Raw genomic sequence first — 15,590 nt, forward strand, 5'->3', positions numbered from 1 at the left:
TGTTATCACTCGTTGCACAGAACGGTAAAGTTCAAAGCAATACGGCGCGGGGTGGAGCAGCTCGGTAGCTCGCTGGGCTCATAACCCAGAGGTCGTAGGTTCGAATCCTGCCCCCGCTACTAATCCGGAACCCTCGGTTTGCGAAAGTGAACCGGGGGTTTCTTGCATTGAGTCAAGACGTCGTTGGTGTCGATATCATCAAAGCCGCGGAACAATCCGTGAAGGAAAACACGGAAAGCGGAGCAGATGGTGAAGTGTAAACGAAGGGCGCTGTGATGATTTTGACGTTGAGTGCGAAATGGCAGATCGATCCCAACGGGCCTCTCCGGAAAGCTGAACAGGCAGAAGATCTATGGAGCGTGATAAACGCAGTCGGGTCCTTAATGTCCGGGGAACCCCTCTTTCCGTGGTTCCTCGGGGAAAGCAACGAGGATGGACTCCTTTTCGACGGGTCGCCCGAAGATCTGGTCCTCGAGTTTTATTCTGCCGAGCATGCGAAACCATCCGCAGTTGAGTTTCTTCCAGCGATCATGCTTGCCACCGATATTGCCTTGCGGAACGCATTCTCCACGTTCGATCTGGCGAATGTGAGACTGAGCCTCCATCCAGGCGAGCAGTCCTGTGCGCTTTCGCGGCCGTGGTGGGACAATTACTTCAACCAGTCGCGAGGTGGCACGCGGCATCTGGTGAAGCTCGCCCCGGCGCTGCCCGATATCGGACATGCCGCACAATCGGCCTGCCCCAATCTCTTCAGCGTGGAGGGCGACAACCTCATTGCTGGTTCCTGGGGGCTAGTCGAGTGTGCGGTTCTGGTGGCGGTGGTCACCTCAGTAATGCCCGTATGGTCGACACTCGCGATAGAATCTCGCCTGCTGGCTCCTGATCATCCCGTTTCCTCTAGCGATGCGACGATCGCAAAGCAACAGAAGATGAAGGCCTCATCGACTATCACTGATTCCCTTCGGGATTGAGTGGTGCCCGGAGAGCCTCGATTGACTCGTTGTTCACCCGCGTTTTGCGGAAGCAGCACACTACACCTTTCAGCACGATCCATTCACCACGCTGCGGGATAGAAGCTCAGGCAGGGGATGCGTGCAGTCTTTGGAAAAGTTTCACGTTGAGGAAGAATTCTGGTTGTCTCAACCGGGTCAAGAACTTCAGAGCCTTAATTCCGCGACTCAACCTCTTTCCAATTCAAATTGCAAGAGACAGCTTTCTGGCGAGAGATTCACGTCACATTGCAACGATTACTGTTACGCTCATTTAATGAGGGGAAGAAAATAGTTTTCTCAGACACGCGAGCTTTCAGTTAAGAGAATTGCATGCGAAAGATGTCAACCCCTGCGGCGCTGATGCACGTTGCTGTTTCAATGTCGGTCGTTCCAGTTTCGGCGATGGCCAATCAATCCGCACCAAGTGAGATTTTTTCGGGTAAGTAACCCGTTAGTAGCATCCCACCGGAGGCTCTGGCGTTTTTAGGTGGCGAGCTTCGGGGACTCACTACACACACTTTGTCGATTTATGGTTATGGCGACATTGTCGCAACCATTGATAGTGACTTTGGAGAGATAACTGGTACATATCCGGATGGCTCCATTAAAAACGATCAACGCCGGGGATGTCGCTCAATCACTGCAAGCTCGACTCAGCGATGCCACCCCAGAACAGATCGCCATACTGCAAGTGTCCATGCAAGATCGTGTTTCGAAAGAACAGGTTTGCCCCTATATCGTTGGCCTCGATAGCGGTGGGCATACATTTGCTTGGAGGCAGGTGCGCGCAATGGCAGCAGTTAATTCTGGCAGTGCACTACTCACTGCTTTGGGTCAAGGCGCTTTCCGGATATGGGTATCTACCCGTTGTTAGAGGAGTTTCTAATGGCACAAATTTTGATTGGAGTTACGGTGTTTTGGCAGAGTGTCTTGGCTATGCCTAGGGCCTGCGGCAACGCATGAAGTCAGATCCAAACCTCCAGGGAAAAGGGCTTAAAGCGCAATTGAAGAAGCGCTAGAAGGCAAAGCTGGACTGAATAGCCCGTACAAACCGCCTGAGCGTCGAAAAGCAAAAATCCCCACGAGTCCGACGTTAATTGCACAGTCGAACAGGTGGGGATTTTTAGCAGTCTCTTGAAAGGATGGGTTCTTAATTAGCGCAGGGAAAGCGGCACGGTGACGTTCTGGCCGTCGATGGTGGTGTAGGCGACGCAGCCGGTGAGGGTCTGGAAATCACCGGCGAAGCCTGCCTGACCTTCGCATACTACGGGGGTGGTGCCGTCGATCTTCACCATGGTGTCGGGGCCAGCAATGCCGATGGCGAGGCCGGGGTTCACGCCGTGAGCTTCCACGTGTGCGCCTTCACCGACGGCGATTGCTGCGGGGCCGGAGAGGTTGGAAGCGTGAGCGGTCGCCTTACCGCCGAGTGCGGAAACGCCCAGTGCAATGGCATCTTCAGCCTTGGCGGTGGCGTGACCGTTCTGGATGTCCCAGTTGGGCAGCGCGCCTGCGACGTTGAGGCCCGGTGCGGTTGGCTGAATGAAGTCTTGCAGAGTTGCGGCTTGTGCAGCGGCGGGGGCGAGGAAGGCTGCGCCCAGTAGGGTCGTAGAGGCGATCTTGGTGGAACGGTTCATGGTTTTTCTCCTTGGGGTGGTGAATTATTCGGCGGGGAGGAGGACGGAGTCGATCAGGTAGACCTGTGCGTTTTCGGTGGGCACGTTGCCGCAGCCGATGGTGGCGTCATTGACCTTCATCGGGTCGCCATCGGTGACTTTCAGCTTGGAGCCCTGCACGGTGGTGTGTTCACCAACGACTGCATTGACGTCGGCCTTGCCGTCGACCACGTGGTAGGTCAGGATCTTGCTCAGCAGATCGGAATCAGTCTTAAGCTTTTCGACGGTTGCCGCGTCCAACTTTTCAAACGCTGCATTCGTGGGAGCGAAGATGGTCCACTGACCATCCTTGATGGTGGCCACCAGATTCACATCTGGGTTGAGTTCGCCGGTGAGCGCTGCGGTCAGGGTGGAGAGCTCGGGAATGTTCGGCAGTGCCTCAACCACATTCTGGCCGGAGATGACCTCGAGGGAGGCCGGGCCATCCGGGTGCGCGTCAGCATATGCCTGGCACAGTGGCCCCTTCGGTGCTGCCGCTGCCATGGCGCCAGAGGTGCTCGTTGAGGCGGCTTCGGAAGTGGCGGTGGTGGTCTGAGAGCTTGCTGCGGTGGATGTGCTCTCTGCTTCATTGCTGTCAGTTGAGCATGCGCCGAGCATCAGTCCGGCTGCGGCCAACACGGCTGCTGCCGTGGAGATGGGGCGTCGCTTGAGCTGCATGTTGCTCCATTTCGTTGAGTGTTTTCAGCAGCGGTGTTGCTGCCTTCACACAGTGTTCGGAGCCGTGTGGTGGGGTGGGTGGGTGCGAAAGAAAAAATTTTTTCTTGTGTATGGTTGGGCACGTGCCAGACACTCAATTGCAGCCAGCTACGCTGCTCGAAGCCACGTCAATGGGGGACGTCGCTGCTTTCGAGCAGTTGTTTCGTCTGCTGAATAGGCGTGTCTACGGCTTGGCTGTGCGCATCGTCGTCGATCCGGCGCTCGCGGAAGACGTAGCCCATGACGCCTGGTTATCGGTGTGGAACAACGCAAAGAGTTTCGATGCCACAAAAGGCTCGGCCGAAGGTTGGATTCTGTCGGTGACGCACAGAAGAGCCGTAGATTTCCTGCGCAGCCGATCTTCGCAAGACAAGAGAAACGATGACTTCGCACAGCAGGAAGCACGCGCGATCGGCGGGGCCGATGAATGGGCGTTGCGCCTCGACGAGCACGCCGAAGTTGCAGCGTGTTTTGAAGCGCTGAGTGTGAAGCAGCGCGAGGCTGTATCTCTAGCTTACTTCAAAGGATTCACTTACAAGCAGGTAGCGGAACAATTAGGGGCGACTCATTCAGCAATTAAAACCCGACTGCGGGACGCAATGGCAGCGTTAAGGAGGTGCATGAGCTCGTGAATGCACAGCAACCATCACGAGAGGAGCTGGAGATGCTCGCTGCGCTTTCGGCTCTGGGGGCTCTGCCCGAAGATGAGCAGCGCGCCGCGGACGAGCTTCGCGATGAAGAATTCGCTCACCATGAAGGCCAGTTCCGTGACATTGCGGCCGGTCTGAGTGCCGAGGTAGCGATGCCGAACGAGGAAACTGCGTGGCAACGCCTGCGCGCTGACATCGGCACTGAAGGCGCATCCGTCACGGCCATTGCTACTCGACGCAAACGCCAGGTGTGGTTGGCGTCAGTAGCTGCAGTTCTGGTGCTCATTGTCGGTGTCATTGCAGTGCCCCGGGTGATGAAGTCTCCGGAATCGGAAGTGACGCAGGCGGCCGTGAATACCGTTGAGGTGCCGGTGGCTGGCGGCACGGTCACGTTGGAATATCGCCCAGGCTTTGATCAGGCAAAGGTACAGCTTCATAACGTGCCCGCTCCGCCCCCGGATCAGGCGTACCAGATGTGGCTGCTGAAAGACTCAGGACCAAGCTCGGCTGGCGTGATGGAATCGGAAGAGGTAGTTCCAGACATGGAGGCCGATATTGATGGTGTGGCGCAGGCCAAGGCCTTCATGATCACCCAAGAGCCTGCAGGCGGATCATCTGCGCCCTCAAAGACTCTGTTTGAAGTGTCACTTGAGTCCTAGGCTTGTGATTCACCGAAATGTTTGGTGTTGAGATTTCACCTTGTGCTTGAAAATGGGCCGTAGACCTTCGCATTCCTGAATAAAGCGGAGGTCTACGAAGTATCGAGGACGTTTGGATTACAGCGCCTCGCTCATCTTGCCGGGGTAGTCGGTAATAATGCCATCGCAGCCGAGTTTTTTGAGCGAACGCGCTGTGTCTACATCATTGACAGTCCAGGGGATCAATTTCATGCCTTCTGCGTGCGTCTGATTGACAAGGTCCTGATCTACCAACTCATAGTCGGGGCTCAGCACGGTTGCGCCCACGGATTGTGCTGCTGCCACTACGCCGTCGTCGTAGGTTGCGCTGCCGAGCCATACAGAGTTTGGGGTGAAAGTGGTTGAATCGTACAGTGCCACCCTCTCGATACCTTCCGGTACCAACTCCAGCGAGGACCAGTCGAAGCTCTGGATCATGATGTCGTCGCGGCGTCCGAAGCGGTCTGCGCTGGCGACGATGGCGTCCACGAACTCTTGTGGCGGTGCGGAAAGCTCCGGTTTTTCAGCTTCGATTTTCGTCTCAATATTGAAACGTACCTCGTGATCTTTCGCGAGTTTAAAGACGTTATCAAGCTGGAGAATCTTGTTATTTTCCACCACAGAAGCGTCCGGAAAATCAGTGAGTTGTTTACCGCAGTCAAGCGTTTGAAGCTGCTCGAAAGTGAGCGTGCGAACCGGTTTACCTACGTATTCGCCTGAGCATTTCTCTGCCTCGATGATTGGATCGTGCCACACGGCTGGGACGTGATCGGCTGTCATCACCACATCAAGCTCCAAGGTGTCCACGCCAACTTCGAGTGCCCGCTCAAAAGCCTGGCGGGATTCCTCCGTGAATTCCCCGCGGGCTCCGCGGTGACCTTGCAAATCGAAATCTCCGGGATTATTGCTGCAGCTCATAAGGGCGAGCGCTGCAAGTCCCGCCGCTATTGCGCGCTTCACTTTGCACTCCTCATCAGCGCGCGCTCCTGCTTACCAACGAGAGCAAAGAGCAGCATGGTGAGCAAAGCGAAGGCAATGAACACCATGAACGTGATATTCCAGCCAAAATTCTGCACAATTACGCCAACACCGGTAGAAGCCAAGGTGGCGCCGAGCAGGTAGCCGAAAAGACCGGTGAAGCCCGCCGCTGTGCCCGCCACATTGTGTGGGGAAAGGTCGATGGCCTGAAGACCGATCAACATTACAGGGCCGTAGATGAAGCCACCGATGAGAGCAACAAACACGATGAGGACCCACATTGGGGTACCAACGGGGAGCAGCCAATAGGTGGCGATGCTGATTCCTGCGCCGAGTGTGAACAAGATACCGGCACCTGAGCGGAAGCCATGGAAGATTTTGTCGGACATGAAGCCACATGCGATCGTGCCAACGATGCCGGCGAGCTCGAAGGCTGCAAAGCCCACGAGCCCCTTGCCGATCTCCGCGTCGTGCTTTTCGCTGAGGAATACAGTGACCCAGTTGAGTACGCCATAGCGCAGTGCATAAACAAACACGTTGGCGATGGCGAGCATCACGATGGTCTTGTTGGTCAACACGTGCTTGTATACTCGCTGAGCTGTAGTGAGACCATCGTCGGCGGCGCTAACCTTTGCTGGGTCGTTGCGGTATTCCTCAATCGGCGGGAGACCTTGGGATTCGGGTGTGTCCCGCACGAGCAGGAAGCCGATCGCTGCCACTACGAGTGCCACGACTGCGGGGAACCAGAAAGCTACTTGCCATTGATCGTGGAAGAAGTACAGGCCAACACCCACCAATGCAGGAAGTGCAGCGCCACCAACATTGTGCGCGGTGTTCCATAAGGAAGTGACGGACCCGCGTTCATTGGTTGAGTACCAGTGCACGAGCACACGTCCGCATGGCGGCCAGCCCATACCTTGGAACCAGCCGTTGAGGAACATGGCGGTGGCGAAGATGCCTACTGATGCTGAAAGGTAGGGGACGTTCGCGATCAGAAGGTTCATCACCGCAGAAAGCGCGAGTCCCAGCGGCATGAAGTAACGGGCATTGGCCTGGTCCGAGATCATGGCCGAGAAGAATTTCGACAACCCGTAGGCAAACAGAACGGCGTTGGCAATGATGCCGACGCCGACTTTGTCGATCCCCGTATCGTCGAGCAGCAGAGGTGCGATCAGTGAGATGTTGTTGCGGATGAGGTAGAAGCCGGCGTAACCGATGAAGATGCCCAAAAAGACTTGCACGCGCAGCCGCGGGTACAGGCTGCGAATTTCAGAGTCTGTTTTTCGCTGCTGAGGGGGTGGTGCAGCGAGCCATCCCAGTTTCATGGATGTTCCTTCCGATGGAAATAAACAATACTCTTTACAATTTAATCCTAAGTGTTGATTTATGGTGGGGAATTGCAAAGTATTGTCAGCTCCAACTGAGGCACGCCGCGTACAGGGTCCGGGTGGCTCAGGGCGATTGTGGCTATCAGTGTAGAGACGCCGCCTGCATCGATTTCATCGTCGTAGGCGGCGACCTATGTTGTGATTTTTTGCGGAGAGTGCGTTACTGCACCGTCGTTGAACCAATTGCGGGAAGTACGGTGCAAACTTCGCCGTTTTGGTAGGCGGTCTTACCGGCAACAGCGGCGATTACGGAACCCTGCCCAGTCTTGACCACCTTGGAGGTTTGGGCGTGGACGCCGAGGCTGAGGAAGGAATCATCGAGTGCGTCGATGCCACCCTTGAAGGTTGTCAGGTTCAGCCATGCCACTTTGACGTCGGAGCCTTTGGTTAGTGGTGCGAGTTGATCTTCGCCTACAAAGATGTGAAACAGCGCGTGGCCGTGAGGGATGTAGGGGTTGATCAGGTTGGATTTGCCAAGAAGTGCGCCTGCGCCGTGGTTGGGGCCTGGCTGCACGGTCGCGAGGGCGCCTGTGACCTTGAGATTCCCGACGCCGCAGCCAACCACGGGTGCGGGTGCCCAGAACTTTTCTTTGGTGGATTCGTCGCCCCACTTGGCTGGTGCGAATTCGTCTGCTTCTTCCGTGTAGGGCGCAACGGGCAGTTTGGCCTGCTTCAAGAGTGTGGCCACCGCCTGCTGGATTTCAGGGGATTGGGTTTGTGCCAGTTCTTTGAGCTTTTCGACGCTCACGCCAGGCATTTCAGACGAGTTGAACGCCGGTGCGGCGCTTGCTGGTTGCGCAGGGCCGGCGGAGATTGCCGCGGCAGAAAGCAAGGCAATGAGGGTTTTCTTCATCTCGCTAATCCTTCGAAGACGTTATGAGCGAACAATTGCAAATTTGGTCACAGAAATTCACTTTTGTAACTTCCGTACCAGGGTCGCGGGGGAAATTTCGCCCCTCGGCGACGATCGTGGGCATTGCTCTTGGGTGGCCTTAGTGCGTCGAAAAGCTCAACGTCTGAATGTTTGAACGGGCGTGAGAAAACTCATACCTGTCCGAAATTCTTGGCAATCGGTCACGTTCAAAAGGCATTTTGCGCGCTCACGGGCATAAATCAACATTCTTGAACACCATTCAAATCCCACAGAAATACCGAATGTGATTTGAGTTGCATGTTCTCGGGGATGCAGGAGGCGTCACAGGAGCCTAGATTGAAAAAGTATGAGCCCAAGAAATATTGGAGTGACCGAAGTCGCTCTGCGCGACGCGCACCAGAGCCTGTTCGCAACTCGATTGGCTATGGAAGACATGGTCGACGCTTGCGAGGACATTGATAACGCTGGATTCTGGTCCGTGGAGTGCTGGGGCGGCGCCACATTCGACGCCTGCATTCGCTTCCTCAACGAAGATCCCTGGGAGCGTCTGCGCACCTTCCGCAAGCTGATGCCGAATTCCAAGCTTCAGATGCTGCTTCGCGGACAAAACCTGCTCGGCTACCGCCACTATGAGGACATGGTGGTGGACAAGTTCGCCGAAAAGTCCAAAGAAAACGGCATGGACGTCTTCCGCGTTTTTGACGCGTTGAACGATCCTCGCAACCTCGAGCGCGCAATGAACGCCGTCACCAAGGTCGACGGACACGCCCAAGGCACCATCTGCTACACCGTCTCGCCCCTGCACACTGTTGAGGGGTACGTGAAGCAAGCGGGACGCCTGCTGGATATGGGTGCATCATCCATCGCGCTGAAGGACATGGCCGCGCTGCTCAAGCCGCAGCCCGCCTACGACATCATCCGCGGTATCAAGGAAACCTACGGCGAGGACACTCAAATCAATGTCCACTGCCACTCAACCACCGGCGTGACCCTCGTGACGCTGATGAAAGCCATTGAAGCTGGCGCGGACGTCGTTGATACCGCTATTTCTTCCATGTCGCTCGGCCCCGGTCACAATCCCACCGAATCACTGGTGGAAATGCTCGAAGGCGCCGGCTACACCACTGACCTGGACATGGATCGCCTCATCAACATCCGCGATCACTTCAAGCAGGTTCGCCCCAAGTACAGGGAATTTGAGTCCAAGACCCTGGTGGACACCAACATCTTCCTTTCCCAAATCCCCGGCGGCATGCTCTCCAACATGGAAAGCCAGCTCAACGCCCAAGGCGCAGGCGACCGTATCGACGAAGTGATGGAAGAAGTACCCCGCGTTCGCAAGGACGCTGGCTACCCGCCGCTGGTCACGCCTTCCTCCCAGATCGTCGGCACCCAAGCTGTGTTCAACGTGCTGATGGGGCGCTACAAGGTGATGACCGCCGAATTCGCAGACCTCATGCTCGGCTACTACGGCGAGACCATCGGCGAGCGCGACCCTGAACTCATCAAGCAGGCTCAGGAGCAAACCAAGAAGGAACCCATCGAATGCCGCCCGGCAGACCTGCTCGAACCCGAGTGGGATCACCTGGTGGAAGAAGCTGGCAAGCTAGAAGGCTTCAACGGTTCCGACGAGGACGTGCTCACCAACGCCCTGTTCCCCGGTGTTGCACCGAACTTCTTCAAGACCCGCGACGAAGGCCCCAAGAACGTGGGCAAGGATCCGTCCAAGCAAAAGAAGCGCGAGAACGAAGCCGTGCTTGAGCCCATCACCTACAAGGTCACCGTTGGTGGCCGCAGCCAGACCGTCAAGGTCGAGCCAGCCGAATAAGGAATATGACACGACATGAGTAACGAACCCACAATGTCCGATCGCCTTGAGCAACTGGCCGAGGCTCGCCACAAGGTTGAGCTCGGCGGTGGCCAGGCAAAGATCGACAAGCAGCACGAAAAAGGCAAGCTCACCGCCCGTGAGCGCATCGAGACGCTTGTCGACGAAGGCACCTTCTACGAAACCGGCATGTTTGCCAAGCACCGCACCACCCACTTCGGCATGGACAAAGCCGATGCGCCTGCCGATGGCGTGGTCACAGGTTCCGGCGCCGTATTCGGCCGCCCCCTGCACATCGCGTCCCAAGACTTCACCGTCATGGGTGGTTCCGCAGGTGAAACCCAGTCCAACAAGGTGGCCGCCATGATGGAGGCCTCCGCCACCACCGGCACCCCCTTCATCTTCATCAATGATTCCGGCGGAGCCCGCGTCCAGGAAGGTATCGATTCACTTTCCGGCTACGGCAAGGTCTTCTACCAGAACGTGCTGTTGTCTGGCTTGGTGCCTCAGATCTCCATCATCGCTGGCCCCTGCGCCGGTGGCGCCGCGTACTCCCCGGCGCTGACGGACTTCATCATTCAGACCCGCAAGGCCAACATGTTCATCACTGGCCCCGGCGTGATCAAGTCCGTCACGGGCGAAGACGTCACCTCCGAGCAGCTCGGAGGCGCGGACGCACACATGACCAAAGCTGGCAACATCCACTTCGTGGCCGAGGACGATGAGCAGGCAGTACTCATTGCCCAGAAGTTGCTGAGCTTCCTGCCGCAGAACAACACCGAAGAGCCGCCGGTGGTCAATCCCGATCCAATCGTGGAGCCCGATGAGGAGCTTCGCGACATCGTTCCTGTCGAGGGCAAGAGGGGCTACGACGTTCGCGAGATCATCGCCCGCGTCGTGGATCGCGGCGACTTCCTCGAAGTGCAGGCAGGTTACGCCCAAAACCTCGTGGTCGGCTTCGCCCGCGTGGTTGGCCGCACCGTTGGCATCATCGCCAATCAGCCCAATGTCATGTCTGGCGTGCTGGACATCAACTCCTCCGACAAGGGCAGCCAGTTCATCCGTTTCTGCAACGCCTTCAACATCCCGCTGGTGACCTTCGTTGACGTGCCCGGCTTCATGCCCGGCGTTGCCCAAGAGCACGGCGGTATCATCCGCCACGGTGCAAAGATGCTCTACGCATACTCTGCGGCTTCCGTTCCGAAGATCACCATTGAGCTGCGTAAGTCTTATGGCGGCGCTCACCTGGCAATGTGCTCCAAGGATCTCGGCGCGGATCGCGTTTACGCCTGGCCCACCGCTGAGATCGCAGTGATGGGTGCCGAAGGTGCCGTGAATGTGGTCTTCCGCAAAGAAATCGAAGCCGCCGAAGATAAAGAGGCAAAGCGCGAGGAACTCATTCGCCTGTACAAGGAGACCTTCTCCACCCCGTACATGGCGGCGTCGCGCGGGCTTGTCGACGACATAATCGATCCCGCCGAAACACGCATGCACATCGCGAACGCCCTCGAGGTGCTCACGAATAAGCGCGTAACTCGCCCGGCGAAGAAGCACGGACTGGGACCGGTATAAACCATGGCGACAGAAATGAGCAACGAGCAACTGCTCGAACTGGTGCAAGGGCTGAGCAAGCGCCTGGACTCGGCAGAAAGAGAAATTGCCGAGCTGCGCAAGCGCTCCGACGCCTCGATTCCCGAAGACGTGGTGCTGGCAATTTCTGCGGCAGTGAGCGCCTTCCTGGGCAATCGCGGCAAGATCAAGGCCGTGAAGTACTCGCGTCACCGCACGTGGGCTGCGCAAGGCCGACAAAACGTTCAGCTCCACATTCCGAACCTGTAATCGGAATCGGCGAAACTTCAACACAAGGAAGAACATGAAACTTAATGTGACAGTCAATGGCATTGCCTACTCTGTCGAAGTCGAGGTCGAAGAGGAGCAGCGTCAACTCGGGGCCATCGTCTTTGGCGGCGGTAGCCAAACGCACAGCGAGCCCTCCAACGCATCTGTGCAGGGTGTCTCCGCCAACGCAGTGGTGGCTCCGCTTGCCGGCTCCGTATTCAAGGTGCTGGTCAATGAGGGCGACACCATCGAGGCTGGCCAGGTCCTGTTGATTCTCGAAGCCATGAAGATGGAAACAGAGATCACCGCACCTTCCGGTGGCACCGTGGGTGCAATCCATGTGGAGGTAGGCGACTCGGTCCAAGGTGGCCAAGCACTGGTCGAAATCGACTAAGCCAACTTGTACCACACGCAAGCCGCACCTAAGGGTGCGGCTTTTTTAAGCGGCCCCACTCCCGCTACGACTATCGAAGTGCACATCGGTGGCGTAGCATGGCCTTGACTACTTTCTCGCTCAAAGGAAAAGGATTGCCCTTATGGCTTCACGCTTGATGCGCCGCGTCGCTATCGCCTGCGGCACCCTGGCACTGGCCGGAACCCTGGCAGCTCCAAATGCCATGGCCCAGTCCAGCGATCAGCTCAGCCAACAAGTGTTGGCACCGCTGGCTCAACTCAACCCCGAGGTAGCAGGGCAAGTACAGGCAGCCTTGGATCAAGCCCAGCTTGGATCTTCGGCCACCTTAGAAGAACAAATTGCTGCCCTCGCCGAGCAATTCCCGGTCGAAACCCCCTTTGAGCTCGAGCCCTTGCCCAACGGCCCCTTCTATGAGTGGACCAACGATCCTTTTTCTAAGGTCATGGCACTGCAGACTGGCCCCGTGCTTCACCGCGTAACCGGATCCTTCTTCCACGGCCCGGATGTGCCGCAGGTCGCTCGCGATGCTCACGCCCGCGGCACCACCTTGTATGGCCCAGGTACACCAATCCTGGTCAATGACGAAAGCATGTGCACCGTTGCCGTAACTGGCACCGATGCCCAGGGTCGTAAGCTCGCCATTACCGCCGGGCACTGCGGTGAAGTTGGCCAACCCATCAAGAGCCTTGATGCGGTGCAGCTTGGCAATAATGCTCCCTCTGGCACCATCGTGCGCAAGGGCCAAGACCTTGATTACGCAGTGATTGAGCTTGGCCCCAACACCGAGATCACCAGCGAATACTATCCAGGTTTTGCCGTGCACGCCGTGGGTGCAGAACCGCGCGCACTCGACACTGCCTGCAAGCAAGGTGTTGCCAGCAACAACTCCTGCGGCCCTGTGCTGCTCAGCGATCCAGAATATGCTATCTCGCATGTGTGCGCACGCCCCGGTGATTCCGGCGGCCCGCTGATCGAAGGCGACCGCGTAGTCGGCATCATCTCCGGTGGCATCATCCCCACCGAACTTGCTGCCTGCAACACTCCGCTGCAAGGCCCGCTGCATTCGCCCACTGCCACGGTGAACATGGAAGCGGTGCTGCGTGACCTCAACACCGGGGGAACAGGCGTAGGTTTCCAACCCGCCTAAAAGCTCTACAAAAAAGAACAATGCCCTGCCTTTTAGCAGGGCATTTTCGCTATGGGTTCACAATTTTCAGGCTTGCTTGGTGCAAGAGGCCGTTTGAGGCAATGGCATCGCCACCGTGTGGTCCAGGCTTGCCGCCAAGCGAGCTAAAGGTGCCACCGGCTTCTTCTACAAGGATTGCCAGGGGAGCCAGATCCCACAGGGATACTTCCGGTTCTGCTGCGATATCCACGGCACCTTCTGCCACCAGGCAGTAGCTGAAAAAGTCTCCAAAGCCGCGCAGGCGCCAGGTTTCGCGGGAAAGCTGCTCAATGTTGCCCAGGAGCCCGCGTTCCTCCCACCCCTCCAGCGAGGAAAGTGAAACCGAGGCGTCCTCCAAAGCACTGACATTGGACACTTCGAGCCGCTTCGGCGAGCCAGCAGCGAAGCTGCGCCAAGCACCCGTACCTTCGGCCGCCCACCATCGGCGAGCCAGCCCCGGGGCAGAGACGATACCGACTACCGGTTGGCCGTTGACAAGCAAAGCAATCAGCGTGGCCCACACAGGCACGCCGCGCACAAAGTTCTTGGTGCCGTCGATGGGATCGATCACCCACTGGCGGCCCTCAAGCGAGACATCACCGCCGAATTCCTCCCCGAGCACCGCATCTGCTGGGCGCTGCGCTTGGAGGAGTTCGCGCAGCTTTTCCTCCACGGCGAGGTCCGCATCGCTTACCGGGGTCATGTCAGGCTTGGAATCGATGCGCAGATCCGTGGCCTCAAAGCGCTCCATGGTGATGCTATCGGCGGCGTCGGCAAGCTCAAGGGCGAGGGCTAGGTCATCGGCATAGGTGCTCATGCAGGCCATACTATCCGGATCGAGGTGTGTCTACTGAGGAACACCCATGACAAATTGCATGCACAATTCATGACGAATGGCCTAAGTAACAGCGGCTTGTGGGCGCTTGGATCAAAGGCATGGAAACAACAATTGATTTGCAAGGCATCAGCAAGCGCTTTCACACCCGGCGCACAAGCCAGGAGGTACAGGCACTTCGCGGGCTGAGCCTCAAAGTTCAGCGCGGCGAGATCCTGGCGCTGCTGGGTTCAAACGGCGCAGGCAAGAGCACGCTCATTGACATCGTTCTGGGGCTCACCAGGCCCACCAGCGGGCACGTGCAAGTCTTCGGGGCAACCCCGCGCGAGGCGGTGCTGGACACCAAGGTCGGCGCTGTGCTGCAAAGCGGCGGGCTGCTGCCAGACCTCAGCGTGCAGGACACGATCAAGCTGATCGCCTCCACCTTCGCTGATCCAACCCCCGTGGAAGATGCCCTGCGCCGTGCCAACCTCCTTGACATTCGCACTCGCAAAGTGCAGGCGTGTTCCGGCGGTGAGCAACAGCGCCTCCGCTTCGCCCTTGCGCTCTTGGGCTCCCCAGAACTGCTGATCCTCGACGAGCCGACCGCCGGAATGGACCCCACCGCACGTGAGCACTTCTGGCAGGAGATGCGGCGCGAAGCCGAGCGCGGCGCCACGATCCTTTTTGCCACGCACTACCTGCGCGAGGCCGAGCACTTCGCCCAGCGAGCGGTGGTCTTGCGCTGCGGAGAGCTGGTCGCGGACGCCCCCGTTACAAACCTCCTGCGCGAACATTCCAGTCTTGACCAAGCATTCAGCACCTTGATGAAGGAGCCATCATGAGATTCCTAGTCCTGAGCCTGCGCCGCTCACTGTCCGACAAAGCATTCCTCTTTTTCTCCATTGCCTTGCCGGTGTTCTTCTACATCATCTTTGGCGCCACCCAAAGCTATGGCGACAAGCAGCTTTTCGACGGCAACGTCAACGCCTTCGTCATGATCGGCATGGCCTGGTACGCAGGCGCAGTGGGAGCGGTGGGCAGCGCCGGCGCAACCGTTGTGGAGCTCAATAGTGGTTGGAATCGGCAGCTCGCCTTGACGCCATTACGCCAATCCCGGCTTGCCCTAGCTCGGTTCATCGCCTTGCTGGTGCATGCAGCTCTGCCAGTATTAGCGGTCTACATTGCCGGCGCCATCGGTGGGGCAACAATGACGCCGGGGGATTGGATAGCTTCTGGTGCGTTGTGCGTACTGACGTCAGTGCCATTCGGTATTTATGGCATTGGCTGGGCGAAGTTGCTGCGCACACCTAGTTCTGTGTCCATTGCAGCCAGTTCCTTGGTGGTCTTGGCCTTTGCTGGCAATGCGTTCTCGCCCCTTCCAGAATCATTCCTGAGTTTTGCTCGATTCACCCCGGCCTATGGTGCTGCCGCGCTTGCCCGCTATCCACTTGGGGAGGGGATGCAAGCAATTGCTGCTGAACCCTACTCGGTGACAGATCCCCTGTCCTATGCTGTGATCAACGCACTAGCGTGGACGTTGCTGTTCGTGCTGGTAGTGGTATTGCTGCACCGACGAGACAAAGCAAGGGCGTGATCCG

16 protein-coding genes and 1 tRNA gene are annotated in these 15,590 nt (G+C 57.7%); 11 read left to right on the forward strand and 6 right to left on the reverse strand.

Annotated features, from left to right (window positions below; genetic code table 11):
* The first annotated feature begins 45 nt into the window (after positions 1 to 45).
* Together CGERO_RS02860 and CGERO_RS02865 are read left to right on the forward strand one after the other, a co-directional pair.
* A tRNA-Met gene (locus CGERO_RS02860) sits at positions 46 to 119 on the forward strand.
* Between the two features lie 156 nt (positions 120 to 275).
* Positions 276 to 971: a hypothetical protein gene (locus CGERO_RS02865; RefSeq protein WP_123933385.1), complete on the forward strand. Its 696-nt coding sequence runs from the start codon at positions 276 to 278 to the stop codon at positions 969 to 971.
* A 1,175-nt stretch (positions 972 to 2,146) separates the two neighbouring features.
* Here the strand turns inward: CGERO_RS02865 and CGERO_RS02870 are convergent.
* Together CGERO_RS02870 and CGERO_RS02875 are read right to left on the reverse strand one after the other, a co-directional pair.
* The gene (locus CGERO_RS02870) at positions 2,147 to 2,626 is read right to left on the reverse strand and encodes a hypothetical protein (RefSeq protein ID WP_123933386.1); all 480 of its coding nucleotides are present in this window, start codon (positions 2,624 to 2,626) and stop codon (positions 2,147 to 2,149) included.
* 24 nt (positions 2,627 to 2,650) lie between these two features.
* A complete protein-coding gene (locus tag CGERO_RS02875; protein WP_123933387.1) occupies positions 2,651 to 3,322 on the reverse strand; it encodes a fasciclin domain-containing protein in 672 nt (223 codons plus the stop codon).
* A 122-nt stretch (positions 3,323 to 3,444) separates the two neighbouring features.
* On the opposite strand from CGERO_RS02875, the gene CGERO_RS02880 reads away from it, so the two are divergent.
* Complete coding sequence (locus tag CGERO_RS02880; protein ID WP_164470246.1) at positions 3,445 to 3,993, forward strand: sigma-70 family RNA polymerase sigma factor; 549 nt, start codon at positions 3,445 to 3,447, stop codon at positions 3,991 to 3,993.
* A complete protein-coding gene (locus CGERO_RS02885) occupies positions 3,990 to 4,670 on the forward strand; it encodes an anti-sigma factor (protein WP_123933389.1) in 681 nt (226 codons plus the stop codon). Before CGERO_RS02880 ends, CGERO_RS02885 begins: the two co-directional genes overlap by 4 nt.
* A gap of 117 nt (positions 4,671 to 4,787) precedes the next feature.
* On the opposite strand, the gene CGERO_RS02890 is transcribed toward CGERO_RS02885, so the two are convergent.
* The 3 genes from CGERO_RS02890 to CGERO_RS02900 form a co-directional block, all read right to left on the reverse strand.
* On the reverse strand, positions 4,788 to 5,648 hold the full coding sequence (locus CGERO_RS02890; RefSeq protein ID WP_245998870.1) for a glycerophosphodiester phosphodiesterase family protein: 861 nt from the start codon (positions 5,646 to 5,648) through the stop codon (positions 4,788 to 4,790).
* Positions 5,645 to 6,991 carry an MFS transporter gene (locus CGERO_RS02895; RefSeq protein WP_123933390.1) on the reverse strand — a complete coding sequence of 449 codons (1,347 nt, stop codon included), beginning with the start codon at positions 6,989 to 6,991 and terminating at the stop codon, positions 5,645 to 5,647. Before CGERO_RS02895 ends, CGERO_RS02890 begins: the two co-directional genes overlap by 4 nt.
* Before the next feature lie 223 nt (positions 6,992 to 7,214).
* On the reverse strand, positions 7,215 to 7,907 hold the full coding sequence (locus tag CGERO_RS02900) for a hypothetical protein (RefSeq protein WP_123933391.1): 693 nt from the start codon (positions 7,905 to 7,907) through the stop codon (positions 7,215 to 7,217).
* A 367-nt stretch (positions 7,908 to 8,274) separates the two neighbouring features.
* On the opposite strand from CGERO_RS02900, the gene CGERO_RS02905 reads away from it, so the two are divergent.
* From CGERO_RS02905 to CGERO_RS02925, 5 genes are all read left to right on the forward strand, one after another.
* Complete coding sequence (locus CGERO_RS02905; RefSeq protein WP_123933392.1) at positions 8,275 to 9,756, forward strand: methylmalonyl-CoA carboxytransferase subunit 5S; 1,482 nt, start codon at positions 8,275 to 8,277, stop codon at positions 9,754 to 9,756.
* A gap of 15 nt (positions 9,757 to 9,771) precedes the next feature.
* Positions 9,772 to 11,328 (forward strand): acyl-CoA carboxylase subunit beta, encoded by a 1,557-nt coding sequence (locus CGERO_RS02910; protein WP_123933393.1) that lies wholly within the window; start codon positions 9,772 to 9,774, stop codon positions 11,326 to 11,328.
* A gap of 15 nt (positions 11,329 to 11,343) precedes the next feature.
* The gene (locus CGERO_RS02915; RefSeq protein ID WP_123933394.1) at positions 11,344 to 11,595 is read left to right on the forward strand and encodes a hypothetical protein; all 252 of its coding nucleotides are present in this window, start codon (positions 11,344 to 11,346) and stop codon (positions 11,593 to 11,595) included.
* 34 nt (positions 11,596 to 11,629) lie between these two features.
* Positions 11,630 to 11,989, forward strand: coding sequence for a biotin/lipoyl-containing protein (locus CGERO_RS02920; RefSeq protein WP_123933395.1), 360 nt, complete (start codon positions 11,630 to 11,632; stop codon positions 11,987 to 11,989).
* A gap of 142 nt (positions 11,990 to 12,131) precedes the next feature.
* Positions 12,132 to 13,157 carry a S1 family peptidase gene (locus tag CGERO_RS02925; RefSeq protein WP_245998871.1) on the forward strand — a complete coding sequence of 342 codons (1,026 nt, stop codon included), beginning with the start codon at positions 12,132 to 12,134 and terminating at the stop codon, positions 13,155 to 13,157.
* A gap of 49 nt (positions 13,158 to 13,206) precedes the next feature.
* On the opposite strand, the gene hisN is transcribed toward CGERO_RS02925, so the two are convergent.
* Positions 13,207 to 13,992 carry a histidinol-phosphatase gene (gene hisN / locus CGERO_RS02930; RefSeq protein ID WP_123933396.1) on the reverse strand — a complete coding sequence of 262 codons (786 nt, stop codon included), beginning with the start codon at positions 13,990 to 13,992 and terminating at the stop codon, positions 13,207 to 13,209.
* A 119-nt stretch (positions 13,993 to 14,111) separates the two neighbouring features.
* Between hisN and CGERO_RS02935 the strand changes: the two genes are divergently transcribed.
* A complete protein-coding gene (locus CGERO_RS02935; protein WP_123933397.1) occupies positions 14,112 to 14,834 on the forward strand; it encodes an ABC transporter ATP-binding protein in 723 nt (240 codons plus the stop codon).
* On the forward strand, positions 14,831 to 15,586 hold the full coding sequence (locus CGERO_RS02940) for an ABC transporter permease (protein ID WP_123933398.1): 756 nt from the start codon (positions 14,831 to 14,833) through the stop codon (positions 15,584 to 15,586). The genes CGERO_RS02935 and CGERO_RS02940 overlap by 4 nt, the downstream gene beginning before the upstream one ends.
* Positions 15,587 to 15,590 lie beyond the last annotated feature (4 nt).

The sequence above is a fragment of the Corynebacterium gerontici genome (assembly GCF_003813985.1).
Lineage (GTDB): Bacteria > Actinomycetota > Actinomycetes > Mycobacteriales > Mycobacteriaceae > Corynebacterium > Corynebacterium gerontici.